This window comes from Aliiglaciecola sp. M165 (assembly GCF_007197995.1).
GTDB lineage: Bacteria > Pseudomonadota > Gammaproteobacteria > Enterobacterales > Alteromonadaceae > Aliiglaciecola.
Genome location: NZ_VKKH01000008.1, coordinates 1 through 13,224 on the forward strand (window position 1 = coordinate 1; position 13,224 = coordinate 13,224).

The window sequence follows — 13,224 nt, forward strand, 5'->3', positions numbered from 1 at the left end:
GGGGATGATTAGTTAAGTAGGAGCAAATTGCATCTGGGCCATGAGCCAATGAGCTCAATAAACAGGCCGAATATATGAAGGCAATAACTCACTTATTATCTATCAATAAACCTTGCAAACTGGGTGGGTCCATATATGACGTAGGTTTGGTACGCGGGTATGAGGTTGTTTTGGCATGCGGGCGTGACGTGGGTTTGGCTCGCGGGGTATTACGTAGGTTTGGTACGCGGGCATGACGTAGGTTTGGCACGCGGGCGTGACGTTGTCATGGAATACGAGTATGACGTAGTTGTGGAGTGCGGGCGTGAATTAACTAGACGCTAGCGTCTTGTCAATTCACCTTCTCGGCTTGATAAACGGTTAATTCTGGGTGGCTTTCGCACAAAGGTGATAAATTTTTCACAAATTGTTGTGAGGTCGGCAATGCAAAGTGTGCTTGCACAGCATCGTTGTCTCGCCATTGTTCGAAAAAAAACAGCTTTTTGGGTTGTTCAACATCTTGGGTGACAGCGTGAGAAATACACCCGTCTTCAGCGCGAGAATGTTCTACGTGTCTCAGGCATAATGCCAGTGCATCCTGAAGACAGTTTTCTCGAATATGGACGCGGCCAGTGATAATGATCATTTTCCCCTCCTTATATTACTTATCGCAGTCTTCCACACTTTCGACTATTTTGTAACCCACGCCATATACCGATCGAATTAAATCCAATCCACCTTCGTCGTTAAGTTTTTTGCGAAGTTTTTTGATATGGCTGTCAATAGTGCGATAACTAACTATGCGATGGTCGTCATAGGCAATATCCATTAGATGGTCCCTAGAAAATATTCGGCCTGGTTCGCTTAATAAACATTTAAGCATTTTAAACTCAACTGCGGTTAGGACAATCTTTTGATTTGACGTTAAGGCCAACATACGGTTGTCATCAAGACCTAACAACGGCTTATTCTGAATATCTGGCTGTAGGGTTCTGCGCAATACGGCTTTGACTCTGGCGACTACTTCCCGTGGGCTAAAAGGTTTGCAGATATAATCATCAGCTCCAATCTCCAGTCCTATTAGCCGATCGACTTCTTCAACTCTCGCTGTCAGCATTAATATGGGCACTTGGCTAAATCGCCGTATTTCCGAGCAAATCTGAATCCCATCTTTTCCGGGTAGCATAATGTCCAACAAAATTGCATCAGGGGGATGTTGTTTTACCACTTCGACAACATCGTTGCCGTCACTAAAAATTTCAACTGCATATTGTGCTTGGTGAAGATAGTCTTTCAACAGCAAGGCTAGTTTGTGTTCGTCTTCCACTATAAAAATCAAGGGGGTCGTCATAAAGTTTAACCTCGCATATCCAGACCAAACAGCAAATGCACAGCAAGACCACCCATCGCTGATTGTGTTGCCCAAATTTTGCCATTATGGGCAATCATGATTTTTTTACAAATTGCCAACCCCAAACCGCTACCTCCACTATTGCGGTTTCTAGATTGCTCTGTTCTATACAGGTGCTCAAACAGTTTATCTAGGTGTTCATTGGCCACACCGGGACCATCGTCGGAAAAAGTTATCTCTACAGCGCTATCTTGTTTAACTACTGATATATTCAGGTGACTCGCATTTTCAGCGTAACGAATGACATTGGTTACCAAGTTACTAAACAATTGTTTTAGACGTTTTTCATCGGCATTCAGCAGAATAGGTTTATCAGTAGAATTTATATTTAAGTCAATTTTATGTTCGGCCAATAGCTGTTCATATTTGCGACTTTCACTGCTGACTAACGCACTGATATCTAGTACGTTTTTTTTGTAGTGCAATGTACCGATGTCTGCACGAGTAAGCTCATGAAGATCTTCAATTAAGCGTTCTAATTGGGCAATTTCTTCTTGGGCTGAGATAAACTGCTCAAGAGTGAGTGGGCGGATCCCATCAATAACTGCTTCAATTTCTCCTTTTAGCACCGCAACAGGTGTTCGTAATTCGTGAGAAACATCGGCTAACCAGCTCTTTCGTGAGTCCTCATTTTTCTTCAAGGTAAACGCAAGTTCATTGAAGTCTTGCTCAAGTTGATTAAATTCGTCTTTGCGTTTTAAGGCGAGTTGGCGATCAAATTGTCCTTGTGTAAGTTCGTGCATACCCTGGGTGAGTTGCTTGATGGGACGAATGATATGTCGAGCAAGCGGTAATGCGATAACTAAAGTAATTACCAAAATTAGTATTGAAAAGATAAGTAGTGAGGTGTTTTGTTGCTCGATGAAATTCAACTCATAACCTTCGGTTAACTGATCTCGGCGCAGAAATTTCAACTGGCCAACAACTTGATCATCAACAACAATGTCGATGGTATTGTGTGTTTCTTCATGAAAAAGCCTTCCTACCACTATGTTTTGTTGACTGTCTAACAAAGCATAACCCATTGGCGGCGGTGGTAAACCCCTTGGAGGTCTGTGACCTTCGATGTCACTTGGTATGGAACGACTCCCATCTGGAGGTCGTCGTTGGGGCGGATGGTCTCCTCTGAAGGGCCGAGGTCTCTGACGTGGCATTCTTGCCGCAGGTGAAGCTTCCCGTATTAAGTCGATAAATATTCTGGGGTCATCATTAATGGAGGACCACGACTGGTTTACTTGATAATGCTCCGCTAGTGAATCCGCAACGGGCCTTAGCGCTTCGATTTGTTTGGCATTGACATAATCTATCATCCCTTTTCCAATGCTCCATTGAATAATGCCAATCAGGGTAACCGTCAAGAAAACGCTAGAGAGTAAAAATATTGCAAAGAGTTTAGTTTGGATCCGCATAGTATCTTCATTGTTGAGATCAACAATTTTTACGTTACTTGAATTCTAGGGCAGTTCAAGTACTTAAATGCATCGCTAAGGAAAGATTGGGCGATTCAGTAAAACTTCCACATTTTTTGCACAATTGTCGAGTTTAAATCGCATATTGGCCGACAGTCAGTTGGTAAGTCTTTTTCAACGTTTAGGTTTATCAGACACGTCAACATTTGCTGATTTTTTGTCTTACAACCAACGTCTGACACGCGATTTATAATCCGTATATGCTTGCCCAAAAAGGTTTTCAATGATTTTCTCTTCGGGTTTGATTTGGAAATGAGTCAGGTATACGCCACTAGCAAAAGTACTTAAGAATCCGATCCAGGTTCCAAGGTAGAAAGTGGCGGAGATAAGAAACAATATCATTCCAACATACATGGGGTTTCTGGTGAATTTGAATATTCCCGAAGTCACCAGAACAGACGCTTTCTTTGGGTTGATTGGGTCGACTGTGGTATTAGCGCGTTTAAACTCCCAAATTCCCAATACTATTACGCCAATGCCAGTCAAAAATGGAAGTGCCACCCATATATCAAACGATTTTGCCTCACGAAAGACGCCAACATCGTTGCTCTTTGCTATAGCAGCCATTGAAATAAAGAATGCGCACACCAGTGGTGGGGGTATTTTGTGTTCAAGCCATTTCACTGTATAACCTCGATTTTGGGTAAGCATAGCCGTCCAGCAGAGCCCTTATGCCCAATTTCTGCGTACTTCAAGTTCGAAAGAACCGGCTATTCCGTCACTTGAGCGCCTTGATCTTGAGCATTAGAGCACTACTGGGATTAAACTATAAATATTATGTTTTAAATCAATTGATTGCAGATATTTTTATCCCGAATTGAGGTTATTTATTTTGCTCAAGTAATGGGGGTTGTTCATCAACTTGACTTGTTTGACTGCCTTCAAATTCACTTTTCCAGCGCTGCTGAGACACATGCACTTTAACTAATTCGATGCACTCATTGACCACAGCTAGCATTTCTTGATCTAACTCATGATCCTCAGATGAAAAGCGGCCAATACCATTCTCGACAAAGTCGTCAATTTTTTCCGGTGTCATATCTTTGAGCAAATTTACTACCGATTGGGTAACAATGTCTGTCACCGCTTGCTCCAGAGTACGTTCAATAGTGCTTCCCAGTACAGGCACGAGTTTTAATGTGCCAATTTGCGAGTTTTCTCTTACTGCTTTTCCAACACTTTCGTTCACGTGTTGCCGCACAGATTGACCGTGTTCATTATGCTCAATAGATTCGCCGATATGGCTCATTACAGATGCCAGCCACTTGGTTAATATAGGCAGTCGGCTGGCGATCACACTGCGACTAATGTCTTCTATTAGTGGGGAGCCTGCGGCGATATCTTTTTGTGCATCGCTAAGCACTTTCACGACAATTCGATCCGACAGTTCTTCTACAAAAACGTTGTAATAAAATTCGAAAAATCGGAATAGAGCGGTTCGCCGTAAATCGATAATTTGATATTTATGCAAGCGATGTAAAATCGAAAAAATCCGCAAGAATCTAAAAATGCGTGCGGCAGCAAGAGGAATACATCCGACTAGATCGTACCAATGAACAAACGGAAAGAAATACCATCTCAAATAGGTTTTTCGACGAATTGCTACCACCCAACGTAAGCAAAATTCACTTAGAAATACGGCAACAAAGGCCAAATCAATTAATAAAAAATTTGCGTGAACTGGAGCATAGCCACTGACTAATCCGTCTGATATGTAGGCCAAGCCTTGTCGGAATACTTCGGTTTCATACAATGAATCGAAGATGATCCAAACAAGATTAATGATCAGTAGCCCCAGCATAGCTAAATCAAGCAGTATCCAGGGCCCTTCATGGCTTTTTAGCAGATTGTCGCGATTAAAGCCAAACATCAATTACCTTAGGTTCGGGTTACGTCTACAAAGACTCTAAGTTTTTGTCCAGGTTGCAGGTATTTGGACAGTTTGCCCTGATTCCAGCGTTTAAGATCATTCAGTTTCACTTTGAATTTATTCGCAATACGGGCCAAAGAGTCACCTTTTCTGACAGTGTAAGTCAACGAGCGAACTACAGCATCTTTACGTTGCGACTCCGACACTTGGTTTACCCAAATAACTAACTTCTTGCCAGGATGGAGCATGTCGGTCGGCGCCATACCGTTCCACTTAGCAAGGCTGCGAATATTTACCTTGTATTGGCGGCTTAAGTCCCAGAACGTATCTCCGGCTTTCACGGTATGAGACAACTGGTGAGAAGCTCTGCGCTTAGATTGTGTGCTCGCCAGACGCTGATCTTCTGATAACGAATACTGATCTAATGACTTTAATGACACGGGTACTAGGATATAGTCCCCCGCTCGGATCATGTTGCCATCCATATCGTTGACGCCTTGTATGACATCTACGGTCGTATGGTATTGCTTAGAGAGTTTCAACAGGCTGTCGCCGCTTTTAATCTCGTGGCGAACCCAATTCAACCGCTTGTTTTTGTCGATATCGTTAAGCGCGATTTCAAAACTTTCTGCCCGGTCAGCAGGTAATAATAAACGGTGCGGACCTTTCGGATCCGTCGCCCATCGATTGAAACCAGCATTGAGTGAGTGAAGTTCTTTTAAACTCAAACCAGCTAAGTCTGCTGCCAGCGCCAGATCGATTTGAGATTGAATGTCGACGACTTGCACAAAAGCTTTGTTTTCTATCAGCGGCCATTCGACATTGTCATCATCAAAATCTTTTAAAATACTACTTAAAGCCAATAATTTTGGAACATATGCGCGTGTTTCTCTGGGCAGATCCAACGAAAAGAAATCCGTAGGTTTACCGGCTTTTTTGTTACGCTTGATGGCTCGCATTACTCGACCTTCACCGCTGTTATATGCGGCAAGTGCATGCATCCAGTTTCCATCAAACATTTTGTTTAGGTATTTTAAATATGCAATCGCACCTTCCGTTGATGCAACGACATCGCGGCGGCCGTCATACCACCAAGTTTGCTTCATGCCAAAACGTTTTCCAGTGCTGGGAATAAACTGCCACATTCCGGCTGCACGCCCATGTGAGTATGCAAATGGGTCAAACGCACTTTCCACAATGGGTAACAAAGCCAGCTCTAATGGCAATTGGTGCTTTTCAATCTCTTCGACAATGTAGTGTAAAAACGGTTTCGCCCGTTTAGACACACGCTGCATATATTTGGGGTGCTTTAAATACCAATTTTTTTGAGCAGTGACCCGCTTATTTTCAGGGATGTCAAAACTTAACTGCTGTTTGATCCTCAGCCAAACATTGTGGCGATTCTGCGGCAGCGCTTCGGCAGGAAGTTCCACATAGTTGTCTGGCTCTACAGTAATTTCTACTATTTCAGTTGGATGGGTAACCGGTATGGTGCCTTGCGCGGCAGAGGTGCAATCAAAAAGCTCTTGCGCTAGGTCATGCTGTTGCTGGCAACTTTCATTTATCTGTTCAGCAATCTGCTGCTCTTGCTCCAACTCAGGGTGAGTTTGGGTCATCGCGCTGAACGACTGACACCCAGCTAACAAGGTTATTGCACTGACAAGAGAGACTTTCATCACTGTGTCCAATACAACATGAGTAGGAGAGCTGTGAGCTCCATTAAAAATTGTCCTTCCACTGCCTAACTGCAGCAAAAACCTGAACTTCATCGGACAGAGCTTTGTCCAAATAGTTTTCTGCATTGTGTTTAATTTCATCCTGTTGCGCACGTAAAAACGGGTTAATCGCTTTTTGTTGTTCTATATTCGTAGGCAGAGTAGGGAGGCCCTGACGTCGCCTTTTTTTCGCCCAGTCTGAATATTCAGACAGGGCTGTATTGTTTGGCTCAACCTGCAAAGCAAATTGCACATTGGCCAGCGTGTATTCGTGGGTACAATAGACCACGGTTTCGCCTGGTAGTTGCATCAATTTGCTTAAAGACTTGTGCATTTGTTCAGGGCTACCTTCAAACAACCTTCCGCAACCCGCAGAAAATAGTGTATCGCCGCAAAACAGCATGTTGTTGCCGTAATAAGCAATGTGATCAAGTGTGTGACCCGGCACGTCAATGACATCAAGCGTCAGATCAAATTCGGCCAAATACGCTTGATCACCTTCCTTTAACCGCTTGGTTAATGTTTGAATGTTACCATAGTCGGGCCCTAAAACAGGTATATCTGGGTATTTGTGCAGCAGCGTATCGATACCATTTGTGTGATCCCAATGGTGATGAGTGACTAAAATACCTTTGAGTGTTAGCTTGTTTACTTCGCAATAAGACAGCACGGGTCCTGACTCACCTGGGTCAACTACCCAGCAATCCTGTCCATTATGCAGACACCAAATGTAGTTGTCAGTGAATGCTGGGATCGGAAACACCGTTACATCGTGCATAGTTGCCCTTGCTTGTGTAGTGAATGGATTGATGTACTATAAGAATTTGTTTGATGCTGCGCAAATATTTGGACTGAATGAAGCCTGCTTTTAGTACTAAAAAGCCCTTGTATCCGAAAACTTGGAGTGAGATACCAGTAGGGGATGAGCTTAAATCACAAGTTGAATCCAGCTTACATGATAGCTGTCGAAGCTTTTTTGGTTATCATTTGATCAAACTTGGCTGCTTGAGTCGAGATATTGATTTACCTAGTTGCACAATTAATCACAAGATTGACGTGATCAACAAACAATGTGTGCGAGCCAGTCAAGACAATGCAAGTTCACAAATAGTTGCCGATAGCCATGAGCTACCCTTTTCTGAAGGGAGCATCGACGCGGCGGTGCTGGCACACGAACTGGACTTCTCTCGTGACCCTCATCAAATCTTGAGAGAAATCGATCGAGTATTGATCCCAAATGGTCACGTTGTGATAGTTGGGTTTAATCCTTTTAGTTTGGCGGGTATCTTTCGTTTTTTACCTATGTCGCGGAATAAGATCGTTCGTGAAGCGAGATTTTTCAGTCGTTTCAGAATTAAAGATTGGTTAAACCTGCTGGGTTTTGAAGTGATTGAGCAACATCAACTTGCCTTTTCCAGTTTATTGTTCAAAAAGAAATATCGAATATTTTCGGGCTTAGAGAAATTGTGCCGAAAATATCTGCCCATATTTGCTAGTGTTTATATTGTTGTGGCGAAAAAACGTGTGGTGCCGCTGTCGTTAATTAAACCCAAATGGAAACCTTCACCAAAGTTTTCACCGGTAAGAGCAAGCATGCGAAATGGCATAGAAAACAATTTTCGTGAAAAAAATTTGCTGTAAATGAAAAAATGGTCGATAACTAGCTGTTAGGTAAATGAAATAATTTTTGAAACAGAGACTAAAGCGAATCTGCCTACGATTTGCAAAGCCTATGACTGAGAATTAGGAACTGGGGTCCAGTAATGTTTTTTAAGAAAGTAAACGAAGAAGATCAACGCAAAATCCGTGAACTCACTAATGACAATCAAGCATTGCAAAGGCAGATTGATCAATTGCAGTCTCAACTCGCTGACGCACAAGAACAGGCGGCTGTGCAGACCACGGAAAGTTCAGAGGCTCAAGTTGTCGCGGAGATAATGTTAGACGGTCAACGCGCCTTGAATTCGGTCAAAGGCTCGCTGAGTGTCACCGCGTCTACTTTGGCAGCAGAAAGTGCCAAAGTGAAAGGTGCTGAAGAATTGTTTACTGGCTCTTCTGAGATGCTCGATGAAGCGGCTAGTGGTTTAACTCAAATTGATGCCATGGCGGCAAAAGGGGTAACCCATGCCGGAGAATTGTCGGGATTAGCTAGCAGCATTAGTAGTTTTGTCGGAGTCATTAACTCTATTGCAGAGCAAACCAATCTGTTGGCCCTAAATGCGGCAATTGAAGCGGCGCGAGCTGGTGAAAGCGGACGTGGTTTCGCGGTTGTTGCCGAAGAGGTTCGGAACTTGGCAATGCGTTCGTCTGAATCGACTCAGGAAATTAATAATCTGGTTGAAAAAATCGAAGAAGGGACGCGTAACATTGAATCAAACATCAATGAAGTGTCTTCTCAATCCAAAGAGCTCGTGACCAAAACTAGTGAAGTGAAAGACAAAGTTAGCCAGGTGCTAGAAATGTCTACCTCTATGAGTAATACCATCAGTGAATCAGCTGCCAGAACGTCTCTAGCCAACGCACAAATTGATCACTTGGATCTCAAACGTGCAGTGTATAACGGTATCATCGGCAATGGTGACAGTTCGGTTAATGCAATTGGAGAGCCTGCATCGTCGGAACTATCGGCATGGATTAACGCATTGGGTGTTGAAGGAAGCTCTTCGAACATTAGAAGTGTTGAGCAAGCGAATCAAAGAGTCTATGACGCAGCTCGTGCAGCCTTGTCTGTTGCAGGTGAAAATATTGACAGCGCAGCGCTTGAAGCTCTCAACAACATGGAAAAAGCCAGTGCAGATTTGATGAGTAAAATCGACAGCTTAACCGCAGATATTTAATTTCACTCATACTTTTTGAATATTAAAAAAGGCGTTCATTTGCAGTGATCCCCAATGGTTGGACTATCCAATTGATGGGGGGCACTTCAATTTGAGCGCTTTTTTTGTGCATGTTGTTTTTATTAAAGGAATTTCTGCCATTTTTTAACTCCGCTGTAGAATCCCTCATTTAAAATCCAAAAAAAAAAAGGACACGCTTACCTAGTTTTTTATCTATGAATATATGCGTCTCGGCGCACTTTTAAAAAAATGATTAAAACCTTATCTTTTCCATTAGTAAATCATTAGAAAAAAATTACCCACCACGCTAGGTATTCGCTCTTTTTTAGCAAATAGTTATCATTGGAACTCGCGGGAAATGTAGCTTGGTATTGCGTGTAAGTATCAAAGGTAACAGCAGACTTAACTGGGCAATATGTGTTTTTTGGGTGTTCTATCAAATAAACCTTAAACAATGATAGAAGGAAAAGATCATGCCAATCACGACATCAATAGTCACAGGCGAAACGCCACAAGATATAAACGTTACTATGACCGGATCTGAAGTCAGGAAGATTACCCCCACAGACTATTCTCTTTTTGATTTCGGTACCGAAGATATTAAACAAGCGGTCAATAAATTGTTAGGTCGAAGCCCTAACGATGTATATATGAATCTCCCAGGCGGAAAGCATAAGTTATTTGAAAGATACAACTGGGAACCTGTCAACATCGAACTTGCCCCCAAAAGCTATAAGATTGTTGACCATAGTAAACAGCTTTTGGTAGTAAACACTGCCACTGTAACAAACTCGACTGAAAGCGATGGTTATTTTGGCAGCAGCTTGACACAAGAAAAGCAGTTTACTGTGAGCTCATCCTGGCATAAACGCAATACTTTTGGCTTCACGCAATCGATCAATTATGGTGTACAAATTGGGGTCGGTAGCGTAGGTGGTGAAACCTCAATCTCCATGGAGGAAGAAGTTGGTCAGGGAGCTAGCAACAGCGACACGGTTACAATTGGTTCAAAAATTGATACGAGTATAAAAATGGAACCAAATACTACGTACAAATTAACACTTGAAGCCTATGACAATGTCGTTAAATTAGAAGTTGACTATTTAATCAAACTCACAGGGGGGATAGCAGTAAATTATAAAAACCCCTGCAAAGGTCATCACTTTCATTACCTTCCCATAGAACGAGTGCTAAGTGCCATGACGCCAAATAAATCTAGTGCATTTTTGGCCATTGAGAGTGTTGAAATTGATTATTGGACCGATAGTTCAATTATGTTCGTAAACCCCGCAAAGGACAACGAAATTGTGGAAGTCCGTCACGAAAAACTTAATACACAAGGCAAACGTTTTGAGGCTGACTTAGTTGCGGCTGTATAGTTGTTGCGAACTGACAAACTAAGATATTGGGAAACTGTCGAGCAGTTTCCCATTTTCCAATTATTTCGACCAAAATCTGCGACTAAAGACTTACCCGTAAAATAAACCATTGAGAGTTTGCCAAAACCTCTCCACTCCCACATTATTTCGACATATATTGGACACAAAGTTGGCGTCGCCCCCTTTTGTATAAAACCTTTTTAATAAAATAAAACCGAGCTATGGGTTTTAAAACTGGTAGCGCGTTGAATAGCATGCTAAAAAAGCGATTATCTGACTGATGAATATGCTCGGAAGAGGCGTATCAAGCATTAATTTTATGGAATGAATTTTTGGAAAACTCATACCAATTTGATAACTGGATTTTTAAGCCCGACACGGGTGCACTCATCTCTGGCGAAAAGGAAACGAGCTTAGAGCCCAAAGTTGCTCGCTTACTTGAGTACCTTATATTAAATCAAAACCGTGTAATCACACGTGAAGAGCTCATCGAAAAAGTGTGGGAAAACCGAATTGTTTCGTCTGATCCTATCAATCGCTGCATTTCAATAATCAGACAAACATTAAACCCTGAAGACAAATCTGCCTACATCGAAACCGTCCCGAAGAAGGGATACCTGAGTCATTTTACCGTTGTTTCTGCAGATGAACTAAAAACGGGATTTACCATAACACGAACGAACTTGGCCGTTGTGTCAGTGGTTATTTTGCTTGTTTTTGTGTTCACATTCCAATGGGTAAAAGACCCCAGCCCTGATTACACCACACCTAGCATTGCTGTGCTGCCATTTAGCGACTTAAGTGAAACGAAGTCTAACCAGTTTCTGGCACAAGGCATGAGCGACACCGTAATCGACATGTTATCAAGAGTTAAGGGTCTTGACGTTACCGCGCGAACATCTTCTTTTGCCATCGCAAATCAAAATTTAACCGTGAGTCAAATCGCGTCACAATTAGGTATTGAACATATGCTAGAAGGCAGTATTCAAGTCAATGGCAATGACATTCGAGTGCTCACCAGGTTAATAAATGCGAACACGCAAAAAGAAATTTGGTCGCAAAGTTTCGACCGCCAATTGCAGAATGTGTTCTCAGTTCAAGACGATATCGCCGCGGCAGTTGTGGCCGCTTTAAAAGGAACGATATTGCCCAGTAATTACAACAATTACGAACCTAGCTTCGAAGTCTATGAGCTGGTCCTCAAAGGCCGAGTTGAAATGAATAAAATGACGTCAACCGGTTTGGAAACTGCACAAGACTTGTTTAGGCAAGCCATTCGACTGGACAGTCAATACCCGTTGCCACATATTTTATTAGCTAAAGTGTTAAAAGCTCAATTTGATACCGATAGCTATACCCACGACTACCAGACTGAACGGAAATTACAGTTTTTAGATGAGGTTGAGCACTTGCTTGATACGGCTCTTAAACTGGATCCCAATTCCGGTGAAGCGCGAAACCTCAACGCAAGTATGTTGATAGCAAAGGGAAAAACACAGCAAGCCGGTATAGAGTTAGAAAGAGCTATTGAATTGGAACCCAATAATGCTGATGCCATCGGCCAATATGCCACGTGGTTACAATTCCAAAATCGACTTGATGAGGCGGTAATACAAGCTCGCAAGGCTGCATCATTAGATCCCACTTCCAGTAAAATCCAGCAAATACTTGCACAGAATCTGTGGATTTCAGGGCGCTCTGAAGAGGCCATCAGTATTATTGAGGCGGATATTGTAAACAACCCAACGTCTGCTAAAAATAACGGTTTATTGGCTCGTTGGTCTTTACAACTCGGAAGACCGGGTAAAGCAATGTTGTATGCAATTAAAGAAAAGGAATTAGATCCTAACAACCCCGATAGAATTTGGGGTGTTTGTTTAATACATTATCAGCTTTGGGATAGAGCTAAGGCACAACAGTGCACACAAGCCTTACTAGCTAAGTTTCCCAATTATTATGAAGCTAAGAAATGGTCTTTTCAATTTGGAGAAAAACCCAATATTGAAGATGGGATTGACTTTATTTACAAACAAATCGAGTTATTCCCACGAGTGGTTTATTTCCGCTTGCAGGCAGCACATTGGCTGGTATTTGAAAATCGACCTGAAGAGGCATTAACTTTACTAGAGCCCAACTTTCCAGAGTTGTTTGCCAATGAGCCTACAGTGACAGACTGGTCTTTATGGGCGGTGGACTTGATTTCGCAAGCCTGGACGCAATTGTCTGAAGATGAAAAAGCCACAACATTACTAAAAGCTGGGTTAGCGCACATCGCTAAGACCCGCAAGCTGCAAGGCGGCGGTTTTAGCAGTGGCATTGAAGATGTGAGGTTTCACATCCTCCTAGGAGAACATAGTCAGGCAATGGCTAAGTTAAAAATGGCGATAGACAATCATTGGTCTATGTATTCAATGTGGTTCCATAAACACCCCGTATTTGAACCTTTTGTACAAGACCCCCAGTTTTTGAGCTTAGTGGAACAACATAAAGCATTTATGCAAAGCCAAAGGCAGTGGTATCAGCGCCAGTTGAAAAATGACGCTGCGTTGTCTGTTGATTAAAAT

At 42.5% G+C, this 13,224-nt stretch carries 11 protein-coding genes; 4 read left to right on the forward strand and 7 right to left on the reverse strand.

The window, feature by feature from the left end; translation table 11 throughout:
• Positions 1–331: 331 nt before the first annotated feature.
• From FM019_RS16355 to gloB, 7 genes are all read right to left on the reverse strand, one after another.
• Positions 332–625: a putative quinol monooxygenase gene (locus FM019_RS16355; RefSeq protein ID WP_143837041.1), complete on the reverse strand. Its 294-nt coding sequence runs from the start codon at positions 623–625 to the stop codon at positions 332–334.
• A 15-nt stretch (positions 626–640) separates the two neighbouring features.
• Positions 641–1,330, reverse strand: coding sequence for a response regulator (locus FM019_RS16360; protein ID WP_143837042.1), 690 nt, complete (start codon positions 1,328–1,330; stop codon positions 641–643).
• Between the two features lie 5 nt (positions 1,331–1,335).
• Entirely contained in the window at positions 1,336–2,799 is a 1,464-nt protein-coding gene (locus FM019_RS16365) for an ATP-binding protein (RefSeq protein ID WP_143837043.1), read from the reverse strand.
• A 222-nt stretch (positions 2,800–3,021) separates the two neighbouring features.
• A complete protein-coding gene (locus FM019_RS16370) occupies positions 3,022–3,483 on the reverse strand; it encodes a methyltransferase family protein (RefSeq protein WP_185969320.1) in 462 nt (153 codons plus the stop codon).
• A gap of 199 nt (positions 3,484–3,682) precedes the next feature.
• Positions 3,683–4,729 carry an ion transporter gene (locus tag FM019_RS16375; RefSeq protein ID WP_143837045.1) on the reverse strand — a complete coding sequence of 349 codons (1,047 nt, stop codon included), beginning with the start codon at positions 4,727–4,729 and terminating at the stop codon, positions 3,683–3,685.
• 8 nt (positions 4,730–4,737) lie between these two features.
• Positions 4,738–6,405 carry a LysM peptidoglycan-binding domain-containing protein gene (locus tag FM019_RS16380; protein ID WP_143837046.1) on the reverse strand — a complete coding sequence of 556 codons (1,668 nt, stop codon included), beginning with the start codon at positions 6,403–6,405 and terminating at the stop codon, positions 4,738–4,740.
• Between the two features lie 43 nt (positions 6,406–6,448).
• The gene (gloB, locus tag FM019_RS16385) at positions 6,449–7,222 is read right to left on the reverse strand and encodes a hydroxyacylglutathione hydrolase (protein ID WP_143837047.1); all 774 of its coding nucleotides are present in this window, start codon (positions 7,220–7,222) and stop codon (positions 6,449–6,451) included.
• A gap of 77 nt (positions 7,223–7,299) precedes the next feature.
• Here gloB and FM019_RS16390 point away from each other — a divergent pair, with 77 nt between their 5' ends.
• From FM019_RS16390 to FM019_RS16405, 4 genes are all read left to right on the forward strand, one after another.
• Positions 7,300–8,085, forward strand: a complete 786-nt coding sequence (locus FM019_RS16390; RefSeq protein WP_143837048.1) for a class I SAM-dependent methyltransferase — start codon at positions 7,300–7,302, stop codon at positions 8,083–8,085.
• 122 nt (positions 8,086–8,207) lie between these two features.
• On the forward strand, positions 8,208–9,281 hold the full coding sequence (locus FM019_RS16395) for a methyl-accepting chemotaxis protein (protein WP_143837049.1): 1,074 nt from the start codon (positions 8,208–8,210) through the stop codon (positions 9,279–9,281).
• A gap of 473 nt (positions 9,282–9,754) precedes the next feature.
• A complete protein-coding gene (locus FM019_RS16400) occupies positions 9,755–10,660 on the forward strand; it encodes a hypothetical protein (protein WP_143837050.1) in 906 nt (301 codons plus the stop codon).
• A 332-nt stretch (positions 10,661–10,992) separates the two neighbouring features.
• Complete coding sequence (locus tag FM019_RS16405) at positions 10,993–13,221, forward strand: winged helix-turn-helix domain-containing protein (protein WP_185969321.1); 2,229 nt, start codon at positions 10,993–10,995, stop codon at positions 13,219–13,221.
• Positions 13,222–13,224: the final 3 nt, after the last annotated feature.